The 25652-nt window shown below is 61.3% G+C and carries 21 protein-coding genes; 16 read left to right on the top strand and 5 right to left on the bottom strand.

Going from position 1 to position 25652, the window contains the following annotated elements; all coding sequences use genetic code 11:
* Positions 1–13 precede the first annotated feature (13 nt).
* Positions 14–484 (top strand): DUF1810 domain-containing protein, encoded by a 471-nt coding sequence (locus OK411_RS18735; protein ID WP_136493783.1) that lies wholly within the window; start codon positions 14–16, stop codon positions 482–484.
* Here OK411_RS18735 and OK411_RS18740 read toward each other — a convergent pair.
* Positions 449–2809 (bottom strand): DNA polymerase II, encoded by a 2361-nt coding sequence (locus OK411_RS18740; protein ID WP_264365513.1) that lies wholly within the window; start codon positions 2807–2809, stop codon positions 449–451. The genes OK411_RS18735 and OK411_RS18740 overlap by 36 nt on opposite strands.
* A gap of 376 nt (positions 2810–3185) precedes the next feature.
* Here OK411_RS18740 and OK411_RS18745 point away from each other — a divergent pair, with 376 nt between their 5' ends.
* Positions 3186–3626 (top strand): CBS domain-containing protein, encoded by a 441-nt coding sequence (locus tag OK411_RS18745; RefSeq protein ID WP_016775372.1) that lies wholly within the window; start codon positions 3186–3188, stop codon positions 3624–3626.
* Positions 3627–3802: 176 nt separating this feature from the next.
* Here the strand turns inward: OK411_RS18745 and OK411_RS18750 are convergent, their stop codons facing one another.
* Positions 3803–4426, bottom strand: a complete 624-nt coding sequence (locus OK411_RS18750; protein WP_073471360.1) for a glutathione S-transferase N-terminal domain-containing protein — start codon at positions 4424–4426, stop codon at positions 3803–3805.
* Positions 4427–5497: 1071 nt separating this feature from the next.
* Here OK411_RS18750 and OK411_RS18755 point away from each other — a divergent pair.
* The 12 genes from OK411_RS18755 to OK411_RS18810 all read left to right on the top strand — a co-directional run bounded on the left by OK411_RS18755 (position 5498) and on the right by OK411_RS18810 (position 18904).
* The gene (locus OK411_RS18755) at positions 5498–6325 is read left to right on the top strand and encodes a TonB family protein (RefSeq protein WP_122611221.1); all 828 of its coding nucleotides are present in this window, start codon (positions 5498–5500) and stop codon (positions 6323–6325) included.
* A 45-nt stretch (positions 6326–6370) separates the two neighbouring features.
* Positions 6371–7078, top strand: a complete 708-nt coding sequence (locus tag OK411_RS18760) for a MotA/TolQ/ExbB proton channel family protein (RefSeq protein WP_122611220.1) — start codon at positions 6371–6373, stop codon at positions 7076–7078.
* On the top strand, positions 7078–7479 hold the full coding sequence (locus OK411_RS18765; protein WP_016775377.1) for an ExbD/TolR family protein: 402 nt from the start codon (positions 7078–7080) through the stop codon (positions 7477–7479). The genes OK411_RS18760 and OK411_RS18765 overlap by 1 nt, the downstream gene beginning before the upstream one ends.
* A gap of 211 nt (positions 7480–7690) precedes the next feature.
* Complete coding sequence (locus OK411_RS18770; RefSeq protein WP_264365514.1) at positions 7691–10402, top strand: TonB-dependent receptor; 2712 nt, start codon at positions 7691–7693, stop codon at positions 10400–10402.
* Between the two features lie 226 nt (positions 10403–10628).
* Positions 10629–12494, top strand: coding sequence for an extracellular solute-binding protein (locus OK411_RS18775; RefSeq protein ID WP_264365515.1), 1866 nt, complete (start codon positions 10629–10631; stop codon positions 12492–12494).
* Position 12495: 1 nt separating this feature from the next.
* On the top strand, positions 12496–13560 hold the full coding sequence (locus OK411_RS18780) for a microcin C ABC transporter permease YejB (RefSeq protein WP_264365516.1): 1065 nt from the start codon (positions 12496–12498) through the stop codon (positions 13558–13560).
* Positions 13560–14582 carry an ABC transporter permease gene (locus tag OK411_RS18785; RefSeq protein ID WP_122750544.1) on the top strand — a complete coding sequence of 341 codons (1023 nt, stop codon included), beginning with the start codon at positions 13560–13562 and terminating at the stop codon, positions 14580–14582. The genes OK411_RS18780 and OK411_RS18785 overlap by 1 nt, the downstream gene beginning before the upstream one ends.
* Before the next feature lies 1 nt (position 14583).
* Positions 14584–16218 carry an ABC transporter ATP-binding protein gene (locus OK411_RS18790; RefSeq protein WP_264365517.1) on the top strand — a complete coding sequence of 545 codons (1635 nt, stop codon included), beginning with the start codon at positions 14584–14586 and terminating at the stop codon, positions 16216–16218.
* 170 nt (positions 16219–16388) lie between these two features.
* Positions 16389–16910 (top strand): DUF3455 domain-containing protein, encoded by a 522-nt coding sequence (locus tag OK411_RS18795; protein WP_016775383.1) that lies wholly within the window; start codon positions 16389–16391, stop codon positions 16908–16910.
* A 161-nt stretch (positions 16911–17071) separates the two neighbouring features.
* The gene (locus OK411_RS18800) at positions 17072–17599 is read left to right on the top strand and encodes a sigma-70 family RNA polymerase sigma factor (protein WP_076563589.1); all 528 of its coding nucleotides are present in this window, start codon (positions 17072–17074) and stop codon (positions 17597–17599) included.
* Positions 17596–18288, top strand: a complete 693-nt coding sequence (locus OK411_RS18805; RefSeq protein ID WP_016775384.1) for an anti-sigma factor domain-containing protein — start codon at positions 17596–17598, stop codon at positions 18286–18288. Before OK411_RS18800 ends, OK411_RS18805 begins: the two co-directional genes overlap by 4 nt.
* 214 nt (positions 18289–18502) lie before the next feature.
* The gene (locus tag OK411_RS18810; protein ID WP_125918125.1) at positions 18503–18904 is read left to right on the top strand and encodes a hypothetical protein; all 402 of its coding nucleotides are present in this window, start codon (positions 18503–18505) and stop codon (positions 18902–18904) included.
* A 70-nt stretch (positions 18905–18974) separates the two neighbouring features.
* Here the strand turns inward: OK411_RS18810 and OK411_RS18815 are convergent, their stop codons facing one another.
* Entirely contained in the window at positions 18975–20057 is a 1083-nt protein-coding gene (locus tag OK411_RS18815) for a DUF1615 domain-containing protein (protein ID WP_110603796.1), read from the bottom strand.
* Between the two features lie 261 nt (positions 20058–20318).
* Between OK411_RS18815 and OK411_RS18820 the strand changes: the two genes are divergently transcribed.
* On the top strand, positions 20319–22523 hold the full coding sequence (locus OK411_RS18820; RefSeq protein WP_122750536.1) for a TonB-dependent receptor: 2205 nt from the start codon (positions 20319–20321) through the stop codon (positions 22521–22523).
* A 122-nt stretch (positions 22524–22645) separates the two neighbouring features.
* Here the strand turns inward: OK411_RS18820 and hemB are convergent, their stop codons facing one another.
* Positions 22646–23620: a porphobilinogen synthase gene (gene hemB / locus OK411_RS18825; RefSeq protein ID WP_024013502.1), complete on the bottom strand. Its 975-nt coding sequence runs from the start codon at positions 23618–23620 to the stop codon at positions 22646–22648.
* Between the two features lie 251 nt (positions 23621–23871).
* Entirely contained in the window at positions 23872–24570 is a 699-nt protein-coding gene (locus OK411_RS18830; protein ID WP_073471373.1) for a glutathione binding-like protein, read from the bottom strand.
* A 281-nt stretch (positions 24571–24851) separates the two neighbouring features.
* Here OK411_RS18830 and OK411_RS18835 point away from each other — a divergent pair, with 281 nt between their 5' ends.
* Entirely contained in the window at positions 24852–25526 is a 675-nt protein-coding gene (locus OK411_RS18835; RefSeq protein ID WP_024013504.1) for a hypothetical protein, read from the top strand.
* The last annotated feature ends 126 nt before the right edge of the window (positions 25527–25652 follow it).

Below are 25652 nucleotides of genomic sequence, written 5' to 3' on the forward strand. Positions count from 1 at the left end.
CGAGGGCTTCGCGATGAGAAGCACAGATCTGCAAGACCCGTACAACCTGCAACGTTTTGTCCAGGCTCAGGACCCGGTGTTCGAACGGGTCCAGCGTGAACTCGAAACGGGCCGCAAGCGCAGCCACTGGATGTGGTTCGTCTTTCCGCAGTTCGCCGGATTGGGCGGCAGCGAAATGGCCCGCCGCTTCGCCATCGGTTCAGCCGAGGAAGCCCAGGCCTATCTGGCCCACGAGCTGCTCGGGGCGCGGCTGCGCACCTGCACGCAACTGGTGCTGAATGTGCCGCAGCGCTCGATTGCAGAAATGTTTGGCCATCCCGATGACTTGAAATTTCATTCTTCGATGACCCTGTTCGCCCAGTTCAGCGCCGAGGACAGTCTGTTCCATCAGGCGCTGGAGCGGTACTTCCACGGCATTCTCGATGAATGGACGCTGCAACTGCTCGACTCAAAACAGGCCCAGTTGCCCACCGATCAGGGTTGAGAAGTCGTCGTCGACAAACGGCAGAATCGCATCCGCCACCGGTTGCAGCTGTCGCGTGATGTAGTGGTCGTAGTCGATGGCGGCACGGCGTACTTCCAGCGGCTCCGGGCCGGCCAGGGTGATGACGTAGCTGATCCAGCCGCCGTTCTGATACTGCCGGGGCCGCCCCTGCTCGGCGTTGTATTCGTCGGCCAGCCGCGCCGCGCGTACATGCGGCGGTACGTTGCGTTCGTAATCGTCGAGGGTGCGGCGCAGACGTTTGCGGTAGATCAGCCGGTCGTCGAACTCGCCGGCGAGGGTCTTGCGCACGTAATCGCGGACGTAATCCTGGTACGGCTTGCGCTGGAAGATCCGCTCATACAGTTCTTGCTGAAATTGCCGCGCTAGCAGCGACCAGTCGGTGCGCACGGTTTCCAGACCTTTGTAGACCATTTCCTCGCTGCCATCGGCGCGGGTGACGAGGCCGGCGTAGCGCTTCTTGCTGCCCTCCTCGGCGCCGCGAATCGTCGGCATCAGGAAGCGCTTGTAGTGAATCTCGAACTGCAATTCAAGCGCGCTTTCCAGCCCGTATTCTTCGCGCACATGGGCGCGCCACCAATCATTGACGTGTTTGACCAGCGCATGGCCGATCTGCGCTGCTTCATCCTGACCGTGCAGACTGCGCAGCCAGACGAAGGTTGAATCGGTGTCGCCGTAAATCACCGCATGGCCCTGTTCTTCGATCAACTGGCGGGTGCGCAGCATGATTTCGTGGCCGCGCAAGGTGATCGACGAGGCCAGTCGGGTATCGAAAAACCGGCAACCACTGGAGCCGAGCACGCCGTAGAAGGCGTTCATGATGATTTTCAGCGCCTGGGACAGCGGCGCGTTGTGCTCGCGTTTGGCGGTTTCGCGCCCTTCGGCCACTCGCGCCACGATGGACGGCAGGCAATGGCGGGTGCGCGAGAAGCGTGCGCCACGAAAGCCCGGCACCGAGTCAGCGTCGTCCGGGTGCTGCAGACCCTCGATCAAGCCCACCGGGTCGATCAGAAAGGAGCGGATGATCGACGGGTAAAGGCTTTTGTAATCGAGGACCAACACCGATTCGTAAAGCCCCGGCCGTGAATCCATGACAAACCCGCCGGGGCTGGCCTGCGGTGGATTGGTGCCCAGATTGGGCGCAACGAAGCCCTGGCGATGCATCAACGGCATGTACAAATGGGTGAACGCGGCGACGGAACCGCCGCTGCGGTCGGCCGGCAAACCGGTAACGCTGGCGCGTTCAAGCAAAAACGTCAGCAGTTCGGTCTTGGCGAAGATTCGCGTGACCAGCTCGCAGTCCTTGAGGTTGTATTTGGCCAGCGCCGGTTTGTCTTCGGCGAACATGCGATTGATCTCGTCCATGCGCTGGTACGGATTGTTGATCGCCTTGCCTTCGCCGAGCAGCGTCTGCGCGACGTTTTCCAGGCTGAACGAGGGAAAACTCCAAGTCGCCGAACGCAACGACTCGATGCCATCGATGATCAGCCGCCCCGCTGCCGAGGCGAAGTAGTGATTGCGGCTGCCGTGCTCGCGCCACTGCATTTCTTCGCCGCCACGACCGATCTTCAGCGGCACGCCGAGACGCCGTGCGTGTTCATGGAGGATGCGCAAATCGAACTGCACGACGTTCCAGCCAATGATCGCGTCGGGGTCGTGGCGGGCGAACCAGTCGTTGAGTTTCTTCAGAATGAGCGTGCGCGAATCGCAGTATTCAAGGTCGAAATCGACAATGCTGGCGTCGCCGTTCGGCGCACCGAGCATGTACACCTGGCGCTCGCCACAGCCTTCCAGCGCGATGGAATACAGCTCGCCGTTTTCGGTGGTTTCGATGTCGAGTGAGACCAAGCGCAGTTTCGGCCGGTAATCGGGGTCGGGTTTCAGCTGGGCGTTGATCAGTACGCCGTCAGCATCCGGGGTGCCGCCAAACAGCACCGGCGCGGTGATGAAGCGCTCCATCAGATAGCGTTCCGGGGGACGCACGTCGGCTTCAAAGACGTCGACGCCGGCGCGGTTGAGCGCGGTTTCGAGGCGCATCAACTGGCCGTGCTGCTGGCAATACAGACCGAGCACCGGACGATGCTGAAAATCGAGCAAGGCCAACGGTCGCAATTCCACGTTCTTTTCATCGTGCAGCAGACGCTCGGCTGCTTCTCGCTGTGCGGCGGGAATAAATGCGACCGACGGCTGATGCGCCAGACGCACGCGGCGCGGCCCGGCGTCCGTTGCCAGCCAGAACTCGACTTCGGTGCCGGCCGGCGTATCGCGCCAATGCCGGGTCAGGACGAAGCCCTGCTGTAAATCCACCACTGCGACCTCAACGTTTCAATCAGAACGCCATTCTACGCAGCATTTGTGGCGAGGGGATTTATCCCCGCTGGCCGCGAAGCGGCCCCGCTTTTAATGAAAGGGCCTGCTGCGCAGGCCAGCGGGGATAAATCCCCTCGCCACAGATAAATCCCATCACCACAGACAAATCCCATCACCACAGATAAATCCTCTGCCACAGATACCCCCCTTGTTACAAATAAATCCCTTGGCCACAGATGCTTCATTTACCGATACAAAGATGTTTTTTCCGGCAAATGGCGTTTTTTGCACGCTAACTGCCGCTTTGCCACCTTGCTCTGCGCGGCTGCGTCTACGATGCTTGATGAACAACGACAACACCTGAGTAACCGCCATGAAGACCGTCGCCCAACTGCTCAAGCTCAAAGATCAGAAAAATCAGGAAGTGCACCAGATCAAACCCGATCACATGGTGCTCGAAGCGCTGATGAAGATGGCCGAGAAAAACGTCGGCGCCTTGCTGGTGGTCGAAGACGACAAAGTGGTCGGCATCATCAGCGAGCGTGACTATGCACGCAAACTGGTGCTGCACGGGCGCTCTTCGGTCGGTACGCCAGTGCGCGACATCATGGTCAAGGACGTGATCACCGTCGACACCCGGCAAACCGTCGATACCTGCCTGGGGATCATGTCGGACAAACGCCTGCGCCACTTGCCGGTGGTCGAGGACGGCCAGTTGATCGGCCTGTTGTCGATCGGCGACCTGGTGAAGGAAGCGATTGCCGAACAGGCCGAGCTGATCAAACAGCTGGAGCAGTACATTCGCGGCGAATGAGCCCACCGCCGTGACCCCTTGTGAGAGCGAGCCTGCTCGCGAATGCGCCAGGTCAGTGATGATCGTTCCCACGCTCTGCGTGGGAATGCAGCCCGGGACGCTCCGCGTCCCTCTATAGCCGAACGCGGAGCGTCCATTGAGGCATTCCCACGCAGAGCGTGGGAACGATCTCGCCGTCAGGCCGGCCAATGCCGCTCAAACACCGGTGCCAGCACCGGGTGCCGGTCGATCCTTTGCAGCCACGCATAAAAGCCCGGGCGGGTCTGGCGCAGGTGTTCGCGGCTGCCGGCCCAGCGGCTTACCACGGCCGCCAGCACATCCAGCGCGCCGGGCGTTTCGTCATCCAGATACAGCTCTCCGGAAAACTGATCGGCAAACACCTCCCAACTGAAGTGCAGGCGCTGGCGCGTGCCGGCGATCAGGTTTTGCCGTGCGCTCTCGTCGGGCGTGCTCAGCCAGCGCTCGGGGTAATCGATGATGCCGACCGCCGCATAGCAATTGCTGACGATATAGGCGAGACCGCGAATCGCCTGATCACGATCGGCTGCCTTGCTCGGCAGCAGGCCGGACTTGGGAAACGTCAGGCCCAAGTGAATCAGGATCGCCGCACTTTCGGTCATGGCGCTGCCGTCCGGCAGTTGCAGGGTCGGTATCTGTTTCAACGGATTGAGTTTGCCCAGCGCCTCGTCGGCCTCGGCGCTGGCTTCGGTATCAATGAAGCGATAGGCGATCTGGCACAACTCCAGTGCCGCCTCGATGGCAGCCGCGCCGGAATTCTTGTGCCCGTAGAGCTGGTACATGTCCGTTCCCCCGATAAGGCCTTCGCACAGGGTAGATGGCTGGCTGGCCTGACGTAGAAAATTCTGCAAATGTGTCGTGATTGGCACGTTTTTCCCATGCACTGCCGACTTGCGAAATCAACCTTCGCCAATCAGCGCTGGCGGTGCCCATCCCGCACCAAGAGCATTCATCGAACGCTATCCGCGTTCTTGTAAGGTGCGACAGCGAACCAAAAGTTCGCCTGTCCGAGCTGGCAACAAGGAGTTCACCTGTGAATCTTCAAATGCTCCGCCGTACGACATACCCCACTCACTCGCAAATCCAGGCCCAAGTTCAGCCGAGCCTATTCAGCCTGGCGCGTTTCTCCTTTATTACCTGAAACCCAATGCACACTTTGCGTGCCTGGCGATCGAGCGATCGCCGGGCGCCAAGTGTTATTTATTTTTTAAATACGGCAATTAATAAAAGGCACAACAACGAGATTGTCGAACAATGACTTTCCGTCATTGAAGTTGCACCAAAAGCGCACGCCCGAATGTGATGCAGTTAACCAATACTCCAGAATCAAAATAAGGAACATGTCCTGTGAACCGCTAATGACTGACCTGCACCAAATCGATTCGCTACGCACCGATAGGTGCTAAGCCTGATCACCGAGCAGCCGCTCTATCCCGCCGATTGGCGTGATACAGCGTTCCCTCTGACTCGCTCTGGAAAAAGCCCTTCTGCGAGGACTTGAGGACCGCTTCGCGCCGAATAAACAGTGGGCGAAACTGAAACTTATATAAATGCGACACCAGTAACACCGAAGATTTGCGTTCAACCGGTTTCAGCAACATCTGGCACACCTGTTGCAAACTGTAACAAACCTGAGACAGCTCACGTCTCCACACAACAACAAGCCACGGAATGGATAATGAACAATCGATATAGATGCTACTAAGCCACTAAGTTTGTTCGAGGCCGTTTAAACAGATAGTCCAACTATCGGCCCGCGTACACCTTGAAGAAAGTTGCACCCACTCACTCGAACATCAGCCATATGTTCGGACGGCACCTTATTGCCCTTCATCTGACCCGAGGGAGCTTTAATGAACGATGCGGTAAAGCACAAAACCCTGCCGGGGCCGTTGCAGCAAGCGCCGGTCTCGCCGGCAACGGGCAGGCCGGCGTTTACAGCCAATACGTCACGACCCGGCGGGTTGAACAAACCACAGATGCTCTTGCTGATCGCCGTGTCGGCGCTGATACACGGCGGCGCGTGGTGGTTCTTCCATCAGGCGCGGCCGGAGCCACTGCCGACGCCGCCGGAAATTCCGGAAATGACCGTCGAGCTGACCAGCCCGACGCCTCCGGCCCCGCCGACACCGGAACCACCACCACCGCCGCCCCCGCCTCCACCGCCGCCGGAACCCGAGCAGCCGGTGGAAGACGAGGACGCGCTCAAGCCGCCGCCCAAACCGGTGGAGAAGCCCAAGCCAATCGAAAAACCAAAACCGGTCGAGAAACCCAAACCGGTGAAGAAAGTCGAGCCACCGAAAGCGCCGCCGGCCCCGGCGCAACCTGCCGCACCTGCGGCGCCGACAACACCAAGCGCACCACCGGCACCCCCTGCTGCGCCCGCTCCGGTCAAGGAGTCGGCGGCGATATCCGGCCTGGCCAGCCTTGGCAACCCGCCGCCGGAATATCCGTCGCTGGCGCTGCGGCGCAATTGGGAAGGCACCGTGGTGCTGCGCATTCAGGTGCTGGCCAACGGCCGTGCCGGCAGCGTGACGGTGACCAAGTCCAGCGGCAAGCCGCAACTGGATGAGGCGGCCGTCGCGGCGGTGAAGAACTGGAAGTTCATTCCGGCCAAGCGCGGTGACACGCCGATCGACGGCTTCGCCACCCAGACCATCGATTTCAAATTGCCGCAATGACGGCGCAACCGACTCATTACTGATTAACGCAAGCGAGGTGTAGCCATGAACGATTCACTGTCTTCGATGATTGTCCCCGGTGTGCTCTGGGGCCTGGTGCTGTTTTCCGTGGTCAGTTGGGCGATCCTGCTGGTCAAGTCGGCCCAGTACCTACGCCAGAAAGCGCAGAACAAACAGTTCACCAAAGCCTTCTGGAGCGCGCCGGACCTGCTCACCGCCGCCGAACACGCCAGCCAGTATCCAGGCTCGCTGGCGCGCATCGCCAGCAGCGGTTTCGAAGCCCTGCTGGTGGAAGAGTCGCCACGCACCACGCAACAACTGGCGCACACCATCAACCGCTCCGACCGCCTGGAACGCAACCTGCGCCAGCAGATCCAGAAAGAACGTCGCTCGCTGGAAAACGGCCAGGCGATCCTCGCCAGTATCGGCAGCACCGCGCCGTTCATTGGCCTGTTCGGCACCGTGTGGGGAATCATGGAAGCCCTGCAAAGCATTGGCGAAACCGGCTCGGCCAGCCTTGAAGCGGTCGCCGGGCCTATCGGCCACGCGCTGATCGCCACCGGCGTGGGCATCGCCGTCGCCGTGCCGGCAGTGCTGATCTACAACTTCTTCCTGCGTCGGCTGAAACTCGCCTCGGCGGACATGGACGACTTCGCCCACGACTTCGACGCCCTCGCCTCGCGCAGTGCGTTTTCCATCAGCCGCCAGGCCATTGCCAGCAAAAGCACCAACGCCGTGCGGGAGGCCAGCTGATGTCCTTCTCTACCCAAGACAGCGATGAAGTGCTCAGCGAAATGAACGTCACGCCGCTGGTCGACGTCATGCTCGTGCTGCTGGTGGTGTTCATTGTCACCGCGCCGCTGATGACCAACGCGATCAAGGTCAACCTGCCGAAAACCGATGCCGTCGCCCCTGCCGAAAAGAAAGACCCGGTGGTGGTCAGCGTCGATCAGGACGGCAAGTTCTATCTGGCCAAGACCGAACTGGCCCCGGAATCCCTCGAGGCCAGCCTCAAGGAGGTCAAGGCCAAAGACGCCGAAGTGCGTGTGCAATTGCAGGCCGATGCCGCCGTCAATTACGGCCAGGTGGCCAAGGCGATGGCATCGATCGAACGCTCCGGCATCAGCAAGATTTCGGTGATGACCACCCACTGATGACGGTGCCGGGCGGCTGTTGAAAGCATCCGCCCGGCACCGCTGAAAAAAGAAATCCCGTCGCACCCGGCCGACCGAAAAAACGCCACGCGTCTTCGGAGGGGATCGGCTTGCTTGAAGAAAGTGGTTTTCCGCGCGCGGTATCACCGGAAGCGGAGCAATGAGCGGCTCACAAGGCCAATTCGATAACGTCTGAAAATCGGAAACAACCATGCTGATGAACACTCCACGCTTCACGCTCAAACCTTTGGTGGCAACCATGTCTCGCCACCGTTTCGTTCCGCTGTATCTGGTGGCCATGGGGATGGGCGCCGGGACCGTACAAGCGGCCGAGGACGACAACAGCGCCACGCCGGCAGCCGCCGTCGTGGCGGCGCCGACCACGCAACTGCAACGGGTCGAAGTGACCGGGTCGGCGATTCGCCGGGTCGATGCGGAAACGGCGGTGCCGATCACCATTCTCAAGGCTGACGAGCTGCGCAAACAGGGCGTGACTACCACCGCCGAACTGGTCCAGCGCATCACCGGCAGCCAGTCGATCAACAACAGCGCCGGCTCCGTCGGCGCGGCCACTGGCGGTGCGTCGTTTGCCGACATGCGCGGCATCGGCGCGAACAAGACGCTGGTGCTGCTCAATGGTCGACGCCTGGCCAACAACGCCCTGTCGGGGACCAACTCGGCCGGCGGCGCGGTGGACCTGAACATGATCCCGTTCGCCGCCATCGAGCGCGTGGAAGTGCTGCGCGACGGCGCCTCGGCCCTGTACGGCACCGACGCCATCGGCGGTGTGATCAACTTCATCACCAAAAAATCTCTCACCGATGGCGCCCTGACCCTGGGCGGCGAAACGCCGACCCACAGCGGTGGCGGCGCGACCGAGGACATGAGCGCCAGTTGGGGCTACGGCGATCTGGAAGAAGACCGCTTCAACGTCCTCGGCGTGTTCAACTACAACAAGCAGCAGAACCTCGACGCCAACGACCGCTCCTTCGCCACCGACTACGCGCCCGGTCGCGGTCTCGATCAGACCTCCGGCACCGCGTTCCCCGGCAACTACAGCCAGAACGGCAACGCCACCAACCCGTTGGCCAACAGCAATTGCAACGGCCCCAACCTGATCGCCCGCGACGGCTTGTGCCGCTTCAGCACCCGTGAATACATCGATCTGGTGCCACAGACCGAGAAGACCTCGTTCTTCGGCAAGACCACTGCCAAGCTCGGCGATGATCACAACGCCAACCTCGAATATTTCTGGTCGCGCAACAACAACGCCGTCGCCGTCGGCCCGGCGCCACTGACCGGTCTGAGCCTCGACAGCTCGTCGCCCTACTACCCCGGCAACGGCATCACCCCGGCGCCGACCGATTTCGCCCTCGATCCGACCCAACCGGTCGACGTCAACTGGCGTGAAACCGCTGCCGGCCCGCGTGAATCGAAAGACCAGAACACCAGCCAGCGCTTTCTGCTGAGCTTCGATGGTCTGGTTGGCGGCTGGGATTACAACGTCGGCGCCTCGTACAACCAGAACAAAATCGTCTCCAGCGTCACCAGTGGCTATGTCAGCGATCAGGCGATGATTGACGGCCTGGCCAGCGGTTTGCTCAACCCGTTCGGCCCGCAGACCGCTGCCGGCCAGCAGTACATCGACGCCGCCGCGTACCACGGCGCCTACTCCACAGCCGTAGGCCGCGTCGCCGGGTTCGATGGTCGCGTCAGCCGTGAAATCGGTGACTGGTTCGGCGCAGGTCCGTCCGGTCTGGCGCTGGGCGGCGAGTACCGCAAGGAGAAATTCCATCAGGACTTCGAGTCGTTCGCCGGCGACATCCAGAGCCTCGGCATTGACCCGGCCGGTAGCGTCGAAGGTGATCGCAGCGTCAAGGCCGCCTATGCCGAACTCAACGTGCCGGTGCTCGACAGCCTTGAACTGTCCGCCGCTGTGCGCCACGACAAATACAGCGACTTCGGCAGCACCACCAACCCGAAATATTCGTTCCGTTATCAGCCGTTGAAAGAGCTGGTGGTGCGTGGCGCCTACAGCGAAGGTTTCCGCGCGCCGTCGCTGTATGAACTGTATTCGCCGCGCAGCATCACCTTCACCCAGGGTTTCTACAACGATCCCGTGCTGTGTACCGGCGGTGTGGTGCAACCGGGCGGTAACGGCGGGCGTGATTGCGGTCAGCAATTCCTCAACCAGATTAGCGGCAACGAGGATCTGGCCCCGGAGAAGGCGCGCAACGTGACGTTGGGCTTCGTCTACCAGCCGATCAGCAATCTGTCCGTGGGTCTGGATTTCTGGTGGATTCACATCTCCAACCAGATCCAGCCGTTCCCGGAATCCACCGTGTTCGATCAGGCCGGATCCTACCCGGACCGCTTCGTGCGCAACGCCGACGGCACGCTCAACTACATCGTCACCGGCAACGCCAACCTCGGCATCGTCGAGACCAATGGCGTCGACGTGTCGCTCGACTATCGCTTCCCGAACACGCCGTACGGTCAGTTTGGTCTCGGCCTGCAAGGCACCTATGTCGACGAGTACGACTTCCAGAGCACCATCAAAGGCCCGTTCACCGACAAGGTCGGCGACTTTCAGGGTGACGGCGTGATCGCGCGCTGGAAGCACAACCTCACCGGCAGCTGGAGCCTGGGTGCGGCGCGAGCAGCGCTGACCAACCGCTTCACCACCGGTTACAACGACTATGACCGCGACACCCATTCGCGCGTGGCCTCGTATTCGGTGTGGGATCTGTCGGCCGGTTACACCTTCAACAAGGTGCTCGACGTCGATGCCGGGATGAAGAACGTGTTCGACCGCAACCCGCCGTTCTCCAACCAGGCCTACAACTTCCAGAGCGGCTATGACCCGCGCTACACCGACCCGCTGGGCCGGACATTGTTTGCGCGCATGACTTACCACTTCTAACCCCAAATAAAACGCATCCCTCTGTGGGAGCGAGCCTTTGTGGTGAGGGGATTTATCCCCGATGGGGTGCGAAGCGCCCCCAGGACCTGCCGACGCGGAGCATCAGAAGTAACGCATGCATTGATCTTGCGACTGCTGCGCAGTCGATCGGGGATAAATCCCCTCGCCACAAGGGCTCGCTCCCACCGGGGGTCCGGGTTCCTTCAGGGATTTCAAGGGTGACTTCATGAGTTTTTTGCGCAACATGGCTGGCCTGCTGCTCGGCAGTGCGCTGCTGTGCACTGGCACTTCGGCGCTGGCCGGCGGCAGTTATGCGCTGACGGTGTATGGCGAGGCGCCGAAGTATCCGGCCGGCTTCAAGCATTTCGATTTTGTTAACCCCGACGCGCCCAAGGGCGGTTCGCTCAGCCGTGCGTCGATGGAGATCGGTCAGTACAACTACATCACGCCGTATGCCGATCAGGGCATTTCCGTGGTGCAGGTCAATGACTGGGTATACGCTCCGCTGGCGTTCCGTTCGCTGGATGAGCCCTACACGGTTTACGCTCTGGTTGCGCAGCAGATCGAGCGCGATCCGGAGGGTTTGTGGGTGCGCTTCACCCTCAACCCCAAGGCACGCTTTGCCGACGGCACGCCGATCACCGCCGAAGACGTGCGCTACACCTTCAATTTGCTGATGACCAAGGGCAGCCTGAGCTATCGCCAGCAATATGCCGACGTGCAGGACGTGCTGGTCGAAGGTCCACGCCAGGTCCGTTTCACCTTCAAGAACAACCTCAATCGCACCCTTGCACTGGATCTGGCGACGCTGCGGGTGCTGCCCGAGCACTGGTGGAAAACCCGCGACTTCGCCAATGGCGGCGGCTTCGAGCCACCGCTGGGCAGCGGGCCGTACCGGGTGAGCAAGGTCGACGCCGGGCGCAGCATCAGTTTCCAGCGTGACCCGGACTGGTGGGGCAAGGACCTGCCGGTCAGTCGCGGCATGTACAACTTCGACAGCCTGACGGTGAATTTCTACGGCGACACCGACGTCGCTCGCCAACTGCTGCAGGCCGGTGCGTTCGACTACAACCGCGAGTTCTCCTCGTCCGGTTATGTGGTCGGCTATGACAGCCCGGCATTGCGCGACGGTCGTTTGCAACAGTCGATCCTCGCCCCGGACAAACCCACCGCCGCTCAGGGCTTCGTGTTCAACCTGCAGAACCCGTTCTTCAAGGATCGCCGCGTGCGTCAGGCGATCAGCCTGCTCTGGGATTTCGAGTGGACCAACAAACAGATGATGCGCGGCTTCTACGTGCGTCAGAACAGCTTCTGGCCCAAGAGTGAAATGGCCGCCAGCGCCCTGCCCGATGCCGAGGAATTGAAGATCCTCGAACCGTTGCGCGGCAAGGTTCCTGACGAGGTGTTCACCACGGTCTATGAAGCGCCGAAAACCGATGGCAGCGGCTACATCCGCGACAAGCAATTGCAAGCGCTGAAGCTGCTCGCCGAAGCCGGTTGGACGGCGAAAAACAATCGTCTGGTCAACGCCGCCGGCGAGCCGCTGGAATTCACCTTTCTCGATGGTCAGGGCGGCTTCGATCGCATGCTGCTGCCGTTCAAACGCACCCTCGCGCAGATCGGCATCACACTCAATCTGCGCCGCATCGATTCGGCGCAATACATCAACCGTCTCAACGCCCGCGATTACGACATGATCGTCTGCGCTTTCCCGCGCAGTGGCGATCCGATCGTCTCCCCGGGCCGCGAGTTGTACAGCCTGTATGGCTCGCAAAGTGCCACGCAAGTCGGCAGCTCGAACGCGATGGTGCTGGCCGATCCGGCAATCGATCAACTGATTGACGGGCTGGTCCAGGCCAACAGCCGCGAAGCCATGGTGCATTACGCCCGCGCCCTCGACCGGGTGCTGCAATGGGGTTACTACATGATTCCCAACTACTACTCCAAAGGCACGCCGACGGTGTATCAGAACCGCTTCGGCATGCCAGCCGTGCAACCTTCGTATGACGAAGGCCTCAACACCTGGTGGGAAGTCTCAGCCAAGCCGCTGACGACGCAGCAGATGAGCGCTCAGCTTGCGGGAGGCCAGTGACATGCTGCGTTATCTAAGTCGCCGTTTGCTGCTGATCATCCCCACGCTGTTGTGCATTCTGGTGGTGAATTTTCTTATCGTGCAGGCCGCGCCCGGCGGGCCGGTGGACCAAGCCATCGCCCGCCTGCAAGGCTTTGGCGGGCACAGCATGGGCGGCGGTGGCGAAGTCGCGGCGGTCGGCGGTGCCGGGCGCAGCAGTCGTGGGCTGGACCCGGCGCTGATCGAGGAAATCAAACACCATTACGGCTTCGACAAACCGCTGCACGAACGCCTGTGGCTGCTGCTGAAAAACTACGCACAACTGGATCTGGGCAACAGCTTCTTCCGCGGCGCCAAGGTCACCGACCTGATCGTGCAGAAGCTGCCAGTGTCGCTGTCGCTGGGCTTGTGGGCGACGCTGATCACCTACCTGATTTCAATCCCGCTGGGCATTCGCAAGGCAATCAAGAACGGCAGCGCCTTCGATGTCTGGAGCAGCACCGCGATCATCGTTGGCTATGCGATGCCGGCGTTTCTCTTCGCCATTCTGTTGATCGTGGTGTTCGCCGGGGGCAGTTACGTCAATTGGTTTCCGGTGCAGGGACTGGTGTCGGACAACTTCGACAGCCTCAGCACATTGGGCAAGGTCGGCGACTACCTCTGGCACCTGGTGCTGCCGGTCACGGCGCTGGTGATCGGCGGCTTTGCCACGCTGACGATCCTGACCAAGAACAGCTTTCTCAACGAGATCAGCCGGCAGTACGTGATTACCGCACGAGCCAAGGGCCTGACAGAGCGGCGCGTGCTGTACGGCCACGTGTTTCGCAACGCCATGCTGCTGGTGGTGGCCGGTGTGCCGTCGGCGCTGATCGAAGTGTTTTTCGCCGGCTCCCTGCTGATCGAAACCATCTTCAATCTCGACGGCCTCGGGCGCATGAGCTACGAAGCGGCGGTGTCGCGCGACTATCCGGTGGTGTTCGGCGCGCTGTTTCTGTTCACCCTGTTCGGCCTGCTGATCAAGCTGATCGGCGACCTCTGCTACACCCTGCTCGACCCGCGCATCGATTTCTCGGCGAGGACTGCCTGATGTTCACACTGTCGCCTCTGGGCCAGCGCCGCGTCGCGCAATTCAAGGCCAACCGCCGTGGGCGCTGGTCACTGTGGCTGTTCATCGGCCTGTGCCTGATCTGCCTCGGTGGCGAGTTGATCGCCAATGACAAGCCGCTGGTGATCCGCTACCACGACGCCTTTTACTTTCCGATCCTCAGCGATTACCTGGAAACCGATTTCGGCGGCGAGCTGCCGTTCCAACCGGATTACGCCAGCAGTTACGTACACAAACTGATCGAGGATCAGGGCGGCTGGATGCTGTTTCCGCCGATCCCGTTCAGCTACGACACGGTCAACTACGACCTCACCGAACCGGCGCCCAGCCCGCCGTCTTCGAGCAATTGGCTGGGCACCGATGATCAGGCTCGCGATGTTCTGGCGCGGGTGATTTTCGGCACGCGGATCTCGATTCTGTTCGCGCTGATCCTCACCGCCATCAGCGCGTTGATCGGCATTCTCGCCGGGGCCTTGCAGGGCTACTACGGCGGCTGGGTCGACTTGCTCGGGCAGCGCGTCCTGGAAATCTGGTCGGGGCTGCCGGTGCTGTATCTGCTGATCATTCTGTCCGGCTTCGTCTCGCCGAGTTTCTGGTGGCTGCTGGGGATCATGGCGCTGTTTTCCTGGCTGGCGCTGGTCGACGTGGTGCGCGCCGAGTTCCTCCGTGGACGCAATCTCGAATACGTGAAAGCCGCGCGGGCGCTGGGCCTGACCGACAGCGAACTGATGCGCCGGCACATTCTGCCCAACGCCATGACTTCCACCCTCACCTACCTGCCGTTCATTCTCACCGGCGCCATCGCCACCCTGAGCGCGCTGGATTTCCTCGGCTTCGGCATGCCCGCCGGCACCGCGTCGCTGGGCGAGTTGATCGGCCAGGCCAAACGCAATCTGCAGGCACCGTGGCTGGGGCTGACAGCGTTTTTTGCCCTGGCGCTGATCCTGTCTTTGTTGGTTTTCATCGGTGAAGCGTGCCGAGATGCCTTTGATCCGAGGAGCTGACATGCAAGACCATTTAATCGAGATCCGCGACCTGCGCGTCGCCTTCGCCGGGCAGGAAGTGGTGCACGGTGTGAACCTGGAAATCCGCCGTGGCGAGTGTCTGGCGCTGGTCGGTGAATCCGGCTCGGGGAAGTCGGTGACGGCGCATTCGATTCTGCGTCTGTTGCCGGGCAAGAACGTCAACAGCAGCGGCGCGATTCGCTACAACGGCGTGGATTTGCTGCACGCCAGCGAACAGCAGATGCGTGGTCTGCGCGGCAATCGCATTGCGATGATTTTCCAGGAGCCGATGACTTCGCTGAACCCGCTGCACACGGTGGAAAAACAGATCAGCGAAGTGCTGGAAATCCACAAGGGCCTCAAGGTCCGCGCCGCCCGCGCGCGGACGCTGGAGCTGCTGGAGCTGGTGGGTATTCGCCAGCCGTCGCAGCGCTTGAAAGCCTATCCGCATCAGCTTTCCGGTGGTCAGCGGCAACGGGTGATGATCGCCATGGCGCTGGCCAACGAGCCGGAACTGTTGATTGCCGATGAGCCGACCACGGCGCTGGACGTAACCGTACAGCAGAAGATTCTTGAACTGCTGATCGAACTGCAGCAGCGCCTCGGCATGTCGCTGTTGCTGATCAGCCACGACCTCAATCTGGTGCGCCGGATCGCTCAGCGTGTGTGCGTAATGCGTCAAGGCGAGATCGTTGAACAGGCCGATTGCGAGACGCTATTCCAGGTGCCGCAACATCCTTACAGCCGCTTGTTGATCGAGGCTGAACCGAGCGGCGCGCCAGTGCCCAGTGAGTACGAGCACAACCTGCTGGAAGTCGATGATTTGAAGGTGTGGTTTCCCCTGCCGAAAAAACTCTTCAGCCGTCAGCAGGATTACATCAAAGCGGTGGACGGGGTCAGTTTCACCCTGCAACGCGGCAAGACGTTGGGCATCGTCGGCGAGTCGGGTTCGGGCAAGTCGACGCTGGGCCAGGCGATCCTGCGACTGGTCGAATCAGAGGGCAATATCCGTTTCGGCAACAAGCAGTTGAGCCTGCTCAATCAGCGCCTGATGCGCCCGCTGCGCCGGCAGATCCAGGTGGTGTTTCAAGACCCGTTCGGCAGCCTCAGCCCGCGCATGTCAGTGCAGCAGATCATCGCCGAAGGCTTGCTGACCCACGGCATCGGCAGCGAGGCCGAGCGCGAGGCAGCGGTGATTCGCGTGCTGGAGGAAGTCGGCCTCGACCCGCAAAGCCGCCATCGTTACCCCCACGAGTTTTCCGGCGGCCAGCGCCAGCGCATCTCCATCGCCCGCGCACTGGTGCTGGAACCGGCGCTGATCCTGCTCGACGAACCGACGTCGGCGCTGGATCGCACGGTGCAGAAGCAAGTGGTGGAGTTGTTGCGCCAGTTGCAGATCAGGCATGGGCTGACGTACCTGTTCATCAGCCATGATCTCGCGGTGGTGCATGCGCTGGCGCATGACTTGATGGTGATCAAGGACGGCAAGGTGGTTGAACAAGGCTCGTCGCGGGAGATTTTCGCTGCGCCGAAACATCCGTACACCCAAGAGTTACTGAAAGCCTCGGGCCTCAAGCCTTACAGAGAGCCTTGTGGGAGCGAGCCTGCTCGCGAATGCGCTGCGTCAGTCACATAAGTGCTGACTGACCCGACGCTTTCGCGAGCAGGCTCGCTCCCACAGGTTTGATCGGTGGTGTTTGAAATTTATTTTTCCGGCACTGCATCCAATCGCCTCCGTCACGGGTAGTCCCTGTAACAGCCCACTCTGGTGCTGTCAGCGCCCTTCCCTTTTCGGAGAATCATCGGATGAACATCACCCAGCTGATTGGCTTCACCGGTTTGCTCGCTTTCACCGCGACCACCTTCGCCCAGAGCAGTTATCCCGACGCGATCAAGGTGCCGGACGGGCACAAGATTGCCCTGGAAACCACCGGGGTTGGCGAGATCACCTACGAATGCCGCGACAAGCCCAATATGGCCGGGCAGACCGAATGGACCTTTGTCGGCCCGAAAGCGGTGCTCAATGATCGCAGCGGCAAACAGGTCGGCACCTATTTCGGCCCGCCAGCGACCTGGCAAGCCAAGGACGGTTCGAAAGTCACCGGCACGCAACTCGCCGTGGCACCGTCGAGCCCGGGCAACCTGCCCTATCAACTGGTCAAGGCCAATCCGGCCGAGGGCAAAGGTGCGATGACCGGGGTCAGCTATATCCAGCGTGTCGCGCTCAAGGGCGGCGTCGCGCCGGGCAGTGAGTGCACCATGGCGAACAAGGGCAAGCAGGAAGTGGTGAAATACCAGGCGGATTATATTTTCTGGGCGGCGAACTGATATTCGGAAGCAGTGCACAATCCTGTGGGAGCGAGCCTGCTCGCGAAGACGGAGGGTCAGTCGCCTTATTACTTTCTGACCCACCGCATTCGCGAGCGGGCTCGCTCCCACAGGGAACAATGCGTCTGGATGTTTGGGAAATGTGAGCTAGATTGCACCCCATGCCTTTACCCGAATCCGTTTTCGATTACGAAGCCCGCCTCGCCGCCTGTGCCCGGGGCGAGCGCGCGGCTTTGCGCGATTTGTATGTGCAGGAAGGCCCGCGCCTGCTCGGCGTGGCCAAGCGGCTGGTGCGCGATACGGCGCTGGCGGAGGACATTGTGCATGAGGCGTTCATCAAGATCTGGCACGGTGCGGCCGGGTTCGACCCGGCGCGGGGTTCGGCGCGGGGCTGGATGTTCAGCGTGACCCGGCACCTGGCCTTGAATCAGCTGCGCAAGCAAAGTCGGGAAACGCCGTTCAGTGAAGAACATGAGGCAGCGGCGCCTGATGAGGCGGTCGATGTTCACTCGGCGCGCATTCATCGCTGCCTCGAACAGCTGGAACCGCAGCGGCGCAGCTGCATTCTCCATGCCTACGTCGACGGTTACAGCCACGCGCAGATTTCCGCACGCCTCGACACGCCGCTGGGCACGGTCAAAGCGTGGATCAAGCGCAGCCTCAATGCTTTGCGGGAGTGCATGGGATGACCGGCGAATCAGCGCAGGAACGGGATGAACTGGCCGGCGAGTATGTGCTCGGCACCTTGTCGTTCGAGCAGCGCATCGAGGTGCAACGGCGCCTGCCGAACGATCCAGAATTGCGTGCAGCGGTTGATGCCTGGGAGCGGCGTCTGCTGGAGCTGACCGATCTGGCCGAACCTCAGCAACCCTCGGCGCAGTTATGGCCTCGTATCGAACGCAGTCTCGAACGGCTGACGGTGAAGAAACCGCTAACCTCGTGGTGGAATCTGCTGCCGCTGTGGCGCGGCTTGAGCGCGGCCGGGCTGGCGGCGACATTGATCCTCGGCACGATGCTGCTGACCCAGACTGCGCCGAAACCGAGTTATCTGGTGGTGCTGGTGGCGCCGCAGGACAAGGCGCCGGGCTGGGTGATTCAGGCGAGCAATGCGCGCGAGATCCAGTTGATTCCGTTAGGAGTGGTCGAGGTGCCGGCGGACAAGGCGCTGGAGTTCTGGACCAAGGCTGACGGCTGGTCGGGGCCGGTGTCGTTGGGCTTGGTCAAGCCGGGGCAGGCGTTGTCGGTGCCACTGGACAAACTGCCGCCGTTGCAACCGAACCAGCTGTTTGAGCTGACCCTGGAAGGCGCCAACGGCTCACCGATCGGCAAACCGACCGGGCCGATTCAGGCGATCGGGCGTGCGGTCAAAGTCTTGTAATGTCCCCTGTAGGAGCTGCCGAAGGCTGCGATCTTTTGATTTTTCTTAGAATCAAGATCAAAAGATCGTCCGATCGCGGCCCGAGCCTTCGGCAGCTCCTACATCAATCATCATCGACGTCGATGTTCACCATCACGGCAATGAAGTTCTCATAAAAAATTCCGGGCGTAACATCAGCTCCATACCAACCAACAACACCCCGGAGCACACCATCATGAAACGCCAGACTCTTCTCAGCATCGCTTTCTCGGTTTTCGCAGTTAACGCTTTCGCCGCCACCCCGGCGCACACCATGATCGCCGAAGGCGGTTCGGACAAGCTGATCGAAAGCCGTCTGGCTGAAGGTGGTTCAGATCGTCTGATCGAGCGCCGTGTTGCTGAGGGCGGCTCGGATCGTCTGATCGAACGCCGCGTTGCCGAAGGTGGCTCGGATCGTCTGATCGAACGCCGCGTTGCCGAAGGTGGCTCGGATCGTCTGATCGAACGCCGTGTTGCCGAAGGTGGCTCGGATCGTCTGATCGAACGCCGTGTTGCTGAAGGTGGCTCGGATCGTCTGATCGAACGCCGCGTTGCCGAAGGTGGTTCGGATCGTCTGATCGAACGCCGTGTTGCCTGATGCATGACTGCAAGCGCAACACCGCAGAGAAACCCGGCTCCCGCAGCCGGGTTTTTTATGTCTGCGTGTTTTATCCGGCCTTGGCCATGCAGCGTTTGTAGCGCTCGTCCACGCGCTTGGCGAACCAGGCTGTGGTGAGTTTGCGGGTGATCTTCGGACTCTGCAGCACAATCCCCGGCAATACCGCGCGCGGTAACGCCTTGCCTTCGGCCCGCTCCGCCAGTTCGAACACGCGCTGATAGAGTTTGGTCTCTTCGAATTCCAGGGTTTTGCCCTTCTCCAGTTGATCGCGAATCGTCGGGTTGCGCATGCCCAGCGACTTGCCGAGGGTGCGCACCGCCAGTTCGGTACTGCCGGGCATGATCGAGTCGTAGCGAATCAGGTCGCCGTCCAGGGTCAGCGGGATGCCGGAAGCGCGGCTGACCGCATTCTGAAACGCGGCATTGCGACTGGCGTACCAGCCGGCGTTGAAATCGGCGAAACGATACAACGGCTCACGGTAACTCACCGGATAACCGAGCAAATGGGCGATGCCGAAATACATGCCGCCGCGCCGGCTGAACACTTCACGACGAATTGTGCCGTCCACCGGGTACGGATAATCCTTGGCGTGCTCCTCGGCGAATTCGATGCTGACCTGCATCGGCCCGCCGGTGTGCACCGGGTTGAAGCCGCCGAACAGCGTGCGGCCCATCGGCACCATGCCGATGAAGTCGTCGAAAATCGCGCTCAGCTCTTTCTCACTGCGCGCCGCATTCAGTCGTTCGCTATAGCTCTTGCCGTTGGGCGAGCGCACTTGCAGAGCGCCGCTGACCAGCAGGCTGGGGATGTGCACCTTGGCGGCGCGGCGATCGATTTCGTCGCGGGCGATCTTGCCCAGGCCGGGCACCGTCGGGTCGGCCTGGAAAGTCGATTCCTGCTCGGCCACGGCCAGTACCGAACACAGATTCTGCGTGGTGGTGTTGATGCCCTGTGCGGCGAACGCGGCGTAGATGTCCGTGGCCCAGCCCTGACGGTCGGCAGTTTTCGCCGGCAACAGCCGAACGATTTCAGCCTTCACTTCGGCCGGCGGACGCGGCGCCGGTTCGTTGCTGCGCTGGCTGGCGCAACCGGCGAGCAGCAGCACGGCGCCGAGAGTAATGAGTAATCGCATGTTGCTCCATCCAATCAAATTAGCCACAACACCATACACAACCCCCGTAGGAGCTGCCGCAGGCTGCGATCTTTTGATCTTGCTTTTTGCAGATCAGATCAAGATCAAAAGATCGCAGCCTTCGGCAGCTCCACGCTGATGACAAACTGATTGCAAAACGTTACTGCGAAACCCTATCATTCGCGCCTGGAGTCGCATTAGCGCAAGGAGTTCCGCGCCGCCCTTATTTTTTCATTGGCCGTTCGCCTCCAGGTATCCGACATGCCCGCTTCAGCTCGACTCGGCGCTCCATTTCGCCCGACTTTGCTTGCCCTGCTGTGCTCCCTGACCGTCACCGCTCACGCTGCTGAACAAAACAGCAAAGCGCTGGTGCTCGACGACGTCAACGTCAATGCCCAGGCCCCTGCGCCCAACGCCCTGCCCCCGGTCTACGCTGGCGGTCAGGTTGCGCGCGGCGGCCAGTTGGGCGTGCTCGGCAATCAGGACATGATGGACGTGCCCTTCAGCGCAGCGTCCTACACCGAGCAATTGATCCAGGATCAGCAGGCGGAAAACGTCGCCGATGTACTGCTCAACGATTCCTCTGTACGCCAGGCCTCGGGCTTCTCTAACCAGGCGCAGGTCTTCATGATTCGCGGCCTGCCGCTCAATGGCGACGACATTTCCTATAACGGCCTGTACGGCGTATTGCCCCGGCAGATCATTTCCACCGATGCGCTGGAGCGCGTGGAAGTGTTCAAAGGCCCCAACGCTTTCATCAACGGCGTGACCCCGACCGGTTCCGGCATCGGCGGCGGCGTCAACCTGCAACCCAAGCGCGCCGGCGACGTGCCGCTGCGCCGTTACACCACCGACATCAACAGCGAAGGCCGCATCGGTCATCACTTCGATATCGGCCAGCGTTTCGGTGAAGACAACCGCTTCGGCGCGCGGGTCAACCTGTCGCAGCGCGAAGGCGACACCGGCATCGATCACGAGAACCAGCGCTCAAAACTGTTCGCCATCGGCCTGGATTATCGAGGCGATGCGCTACGGGTTTCCGGTGACTTTGCATATCAGAAGGAACGCGTCAACGGTGGCCGCAGCTCGGTCAACCTCGGCACCGCCACGCACATCCCGGACGCGCCATCGGCGGACACCAACTACGCGCCGAAATGGGGCTACACCGACATCGAAGACACCTTCGGCATGCTCCGCGCCGAATACGACCTCAATGACAACTGGACCGCCTACGCCGCCGGTGGCGCCAAGCACACCCGTGAAGTCGGCCGCTACAACTCGACCACACTGGTCGGCAACAGCGGCGCGTCGTTCACCACTGGCTCGTTCGTCCCGCATGACGAGGACAACACCAGCGTCATGGCCGGTCTCAACGGCAAATTCAACACCGGCCCGGTCAGCCACAAGCTGAATTTCGGCCTGACCGGGATCTGGGCCGAGCAGCGCAGTGCCTATGACTTCGACCTGACCCGCTACTCGAACAACATCTATCACCCGATCACTACCCCAGCGCCGGTCGGCAACTTCGCCGGTGGCGATCTCAACGATCCAGGCATCGTTGGCAAGACCTTCAACCGCAGTGTGGCGATTTCCGACACCCTCGGGTTCTTCGATGATCGCCTGCTGGTCACCGCCGGTCTGCGTCGTCAGCAACTGGTGGTGCAGGGTTACAGCTACGCCAGCTACGGCAGCGGCCCGCGCTCGTCGAGCTACGACGAGTCGATCACCACGCCGGTGTACGGCATCGTGTTCAAGCCGTGGGAGCATGTGTCGTTCTACGCCAACCATATCGAAGGCCTGGCCCAAGGGCCGACTTCGCCGACCAGCTCCGGTGGTTTCCGCGTGACCAACGGCAACGAAGTCTACGCACCGAAACGCTCCAAGCAGACCGAACTGGGCGTGAAAGTCGACATGGGCACCTACGGCGCGAGCCTGGGCGTTTATCGCATCGAACAGCCGAGCGACGGCTACTGCGAAATCAACAGCGCCACCACTTGCACCTATGTGCGCGAAGGCGAGCAGATCAACAAAGGCGTGGAGATGAACGTGTTCGGCGAGCCGATCGACGGCCTGCGCCTGATCAGCGGCCTGACGCTGATGGACACTGAACTGAAAAACACCCTCAACGGCGCCAACGACGGTAACCACGCCATCGGCGTGCCGACCTTCCAGTTCAACGCTGGCGTGGATTGGGACGTGCCGGGCCTGCAAGGCGTTGCGCTGAATGCGCGGATGCTGCGTACCGGCGGGCAATACGCCGACGCGGCGAATAACCTCAGCCTGCCAACCTGGAACCGCTTCGATGCCGGCGCGCGTTATGCGTTCAAGGTGTCGGAGAAGGACGTGACCGTGCGGTTCGGTGTTGAGAACGTGGCGAACAAGAAGTACTGGGAATCGGCACAGGGCGGCTACCTGACCCAGGGCGAACCGCGAGTGGCGAAGTTGTCGGGGACGATCGACTTCTAAGCGTCATCGCGTCGTAAAAAAGGCCCCGCAGCTTCACGGTTGCGGGGCCTTTCTGGTTTTTGTGGTGCTTGATCCGGCCTCTTCGCGAGCAGGCTCGCTCCCACAGGGGTACGAAGTGCAGCTTAGATCCCGGCGAGTGCCAGATCCATCGCAAAGTAGGTGAAGATCAGATCCGCCCCGGCACGCTTGATTGCGCCAAGACTTTCGCGCACCACGCGCTCTTCGTCGATCGCGCCGGCCTGGGCGCCGAACTTGATCATCGCGTATTCGCCGCTGACCTGATACGCCGCCAGTGGCAGGTTCGAGGCCTGGCGGATGTCGCGGATGATGTCGAGGTAGGCGCCGGCCGGTTTGACCATCAGCGCATCGGCACCTTCCTGCTCATCGAGCAGCGATTCGCGCAGGGCCTCGCGGCGGTTCATCGGGTTCATCTGATAGCTTTTGCGATCGCCTTTGAGCGCGCTGCCGCCGGCCTCGCGGAACGGGCCGTAGAGTGCCGAAGCGAATTTGGTCGAGTAGGCCATGATCGGAATCTGCGTGAAGCCGGCAGCGTCGAGCGCTTGGCGAATCCCGCGCACCTGGCCGTCCATTGCTGCCGACGGTGCGATCACGTCAGCCCCGGCGCGGGCGGCGGCCACGGCTTGTTTGCCGAGATTGATCAGGGTCTGGTCGTTGTCGACCTCGTGGTTGTGCATCACGCCGCAATGGCCGTGATCGGTGTATTCGCAGAAGCAAGTGTCGGACATCACGATCATTTCCGGCACGGCGTCCTTGGCAATGCGCGACATGCGCGACACCAGCCCGTCTTCGCGCCAGGTGTCGCTGCCGTTGGCATCGAGATGATGGGACACGCCAAAAGTCATCACCGACTTGATGCCGGCACGGGCATAGCGCTCGATTTCGCTGGCCAGTTTGCGCTCGGGAATGCGCTGCACGCCGGGCATGCTGGTGATCGGCACGAAGTCGTCGATCTCTTCCTCGACGAAGATCGGCAGGACCAGATCGTTCAGGCTGAACTCGGTTTCCTGGAACAGACTGCGCAGGCTCGCATTGCGGCGCAGACGGCGGGGACGTGCTTCGGGGAACTGACTGGACATGGGGCCTTTCCTGAAAACAGCGGATGAGACGAAAGTCGTAGGGGGCGAAGCTTATGCCTTGCGGCGGGTGTGGGACAAACCTGGATCAATCAAGAGAGCGTTACCGGGCTTGTAATAATCCTGCTGCTGATCGCGCATTTCCCCCTGTGGGAGCGAGCCTGCTCGCGAATGCGCTGGATCAGACACGAAAATGGTGTCTGTTACGACGCTTTCGCGAGCAGGCTCGCTCCCACAGTGGCGACTGTGTTGGGTCAGGACGGGATGGTCAGGCCACGAATGACCGCCGGACGCGCGAGGAACCGCTCCAGCACTCGGGTGACATTGGGGAAACTCTGAATCCCGACCAGATCCCCGGCCTCATAGAAGCCAAGCAGATTGCGCACCCACGGGAACGTGGCGATGTCGGCGATGGTGTAGCGCTCGCCCATGATCCAGTCGCGGCCTTCGAGGCGGGTGTTGAGTACGTTCAGCAGGCGTTTGCTCTCTTCGACATAACGATCACGCGGGCGCTTGTCCTCGTAATCCTTGCCGGCGAATTTGTTGAAGAAGCCGAGCTGGCCGAACATCGGGCCAACGCCGCCCATCTGCCACATCAGCCATTGAATGGTCTCGTAGCGCAGCGCGCCTTCCTGAGCGAGCAACTGGCCGCTCTTGTCGGCGAGATAAATCAGGATCGCGCCGGATTCGAACAACGGCAGCGGTTTGTCTTCCGGGCCATGCGGGTCGAGGATCGCCGGGATCTTGTTGTTCGGGTTCAGCGAGAGAAATTCCGCCGAGGTCTGGTCGTTGGTGTCGAAACCGACGCGGTGCGGCTCATACGGCAGGCCAATCTCTTCGAGCATGATCGACACTTTGACGCCGTTGGGGGTCGGCAGGGAGTAGAGCTGAATCCAGTCCGGGTACTGCGCCGGCCATTTCTGAGTAATCGGGAATGCAGACAGATCGGTCATTGGAAGCATCCAGTCACAAATTGAAAACCGATCATAAAGTAGGCCTGCCGCTGCGCCTACACGAACCGTAACATCCTGTCGCTAACCTGCCTACATGCCCGCAAAGGTTGCCGCTAGAGTGCTGCGCACTGGCCTGGAACGAACCAAACGGCGTTACAGGACTCTGAGTTATGCCTTTCTCGCAGAGGAAGCTGTTCATGACAGGGAAACACCCGGTGCTGGGAGCCCGCGGTGCCAAGGTTTGTCAGCCTTAACTGATTTGCTGAAGAACCTTCAAATTGATGACGAATCTGATGAGTTTCGCCAAACGCTTCAAACATCGCGCGTACGTGGCCCTGCCCTCCCTGCTGGCAGTCAGCGCGCTGTTTCTGTCCCTCGAATCCAGCGAAAGCCGCGCACAACCAGCGGACGGCACGCAGACGCTGGTGTTCCTGCGCCACGCGGAAAAGCCCGAAGGCGGCCTCGGCCAGCTCAACTGCCAGGGCCTGAACCGCGCCATCGACCTGTCGACGCTGCTGCCGGAAAAATTCGGCAAGGCCGATTACGTGTTCGCCGCCAACCCGACGCGCAACGTCGAGGAAGGCGAGCTGGACAATTCCTACAGCTACATTCGTCCGCTGATGACCATCAGCCCGGCCGCGATCAAGCTCGGCCTGCCGGTGAACATCGAGTTCTCCGCCAACGACACCAGCGATCTGGCCCGCGAGCTGCTGGACGAGAAATACCACAACTCGACGATCTACACCGCCTGGTCCCACGGTTATCTGCCGGATCTGATCAACAAGGTCGCTGGCAACGCAGTGGGCGAGCGGCAGAAGATCACCGATGACTGGGCCGGCGATGACTTCGACTCGCTGTATGTACTGACCCTGAAGTGGCACAACGGCAAGGCCAGTTTGCAGAGCCATGTCTACAAACAGGGGCTGGATAACGGCAAGGACACTTGCCCGACCTGAGTTTTGCAGCGCCTGACCTTGCGTCTTGGGGGGGCGGGGGGGGGGGCCCCGGGCGCGGGCGTGGGCTGGGGGGGGGGGGGGGGGGGGGGGGGGGGGGCCGGGGGGGGGGGGGCGGGGGGCGGGGGG

The organism is Pseudomonas sp. RG1, assembly GCF_025910115.1.
GTDB lineage: Bacteria > Pseudomonadota > Gammaproteobacteria > Pseudomonadales > Pseudomonadaceae > Aquipseudomonas > Aquipseudomonas atacamensis.

Excerpts from the sequence above, each read along its gene's own strand:
- OK411_RS18765 (WP_016775377.1), top strand. The coding sequence starts at position 7,078 with ATGTCCTTCTCTACCCAAGACAGCGATGAAGTGCTCAGCGAAATGAAC.
- OK411_RS18780 (WP_264365516.1), top strand. The coding sequence starts at position 12,496 with ATGCTGCGTTATCTAAGTCGCCGTTTGCTGCTGATCATCCCCACGCTG.
- OK411_RS18830 (WP_073471373.1), bottom strand. The coding sequence starts at position 24,570 with ATGACCGATCTGTCTGCATTCCCGATTACTCAGAAATGGCCGGCGCAG.
- OK411_RS18745 (WP_016775372.1), top strand. The coding sequence starts at position 3,186 with ATGAAGACCGTCGCCCAACTGCTCAAGCTCAAAGATCAGAAAAATCAG.
- OK411_RS18820 (WP_122750536.1), top strand. The coding sequence starts at position 20,319 with ATGCCCGCTTCAGCTCGACTCGGCGCTCCATTTCGCCCGACTTTGCTT.
- OK411_RS18790 (WP_264365517.1), top strand. The coding sequence starts at position 14,584 with ATGCAAGACCATTTAATCGAGATCCGCGACCTGCGCGTCGCCTTCGCC.
- OK411_RS18755 (WP_122611221.1), top strand. The coding sequence starts at position 5,498 with ATGAACGATGCGGTAAAGCACAAAACCCTGCCGGGGCCGTTGCAGCAA.
- OK411_RS18795 (WP_016775383.1), top strand. The coding sequence starts at position 16,389 with ATGAACATCACCCAGCTGATTGGCTTCACCGGTTTGCTCGCTTTCACC.
- OK411_RS18805 (WP_016775384.1), top strand. The coding sequence starts at position 17,596 with ATGACCGGCGAATCAGCGCAGGAACGGGATGAACTGGCCGGCGAGTAT.
- hemB (WP_024013502.1), bottom strand. The coding sequence starts at position 23,620 with ATGTCCAGTCAGTTCCCCGAAGCACGTCCCCGCCGTCTGCGCCGCAAT.
- OK411_RS18785 (WP_122750544.1), top strand. The coding sequence starts at position 13,560 with ATGTTCACACTGTCGCCTCTGGGCCAGCGCCGCGTCGCGCAATTCAAG.
- OK411_RS18760 (WP_122611220.1), top strand. The coding sequence starts at position 6,371 with ATGAACGATTCACTGTCTTCGATGATTGTCCCCGGTGTGCTCTGGGGC.
- OK411_RS18835 (WP_024013504.1), top strand. The coding sequence starts at position 24,852 with ATGACGAATCTGATGAGTTTCGCCAAACGCTTCAAACATCGCGCGTAC.
- OK411_RS18775 (WP_264365515.1), top strand. The coding sequence starts at position 10,629 with ATGAGTTTTTTGCGCAACATGGCTGGCCTGCTGCTCGGCAGTGCGCTG.
- OK411_RS18750 (WP_073471360.1), bottom strand. The coding sequence starts at position 4,426 with ATGTACCAGCTCTACGGGCACAAGAATTCCGGCGCGGCTGCCATCGAG.
- OK411_RS18770 (WP_264365514.1), top strand. The coding sequence starts at position 7,691 with ATGCTGATGAACACTCCACGCTTCACGCTCAAACCTTTGGTGGCAACC.
- OK411_RS18800 (WP_076563589.1), top strand. The coding sequence starts at position 17,072 with ATGCCTTTACCCGAATCCGTTTTCGATTACGAAGCCCGCCTCGCCGCC.
- OK411_RS18810 (WP_125918125.1), top strand. The coding sequence starts at position 18,503 with ATGAAACGCCAGACTCTTCTCAGCATCGCTTTCTCGGTTTTCGCAGTT.
- OK411_RS18735 (WP_136493783.1), top strand. The coding sequence starts at position 14 with ATGAGAAGCACAGATCTGCAAGACCCGTACAACCTGCAACGTTTTGTC.
- OK411_RS18815 (WP_110603796.1), bottom strand. The coding sequence starts at position 20,057 with ATGCGATTACTCATTACTCTCGGCGCCGTGCTGCTGCTCGCCGGTTGC.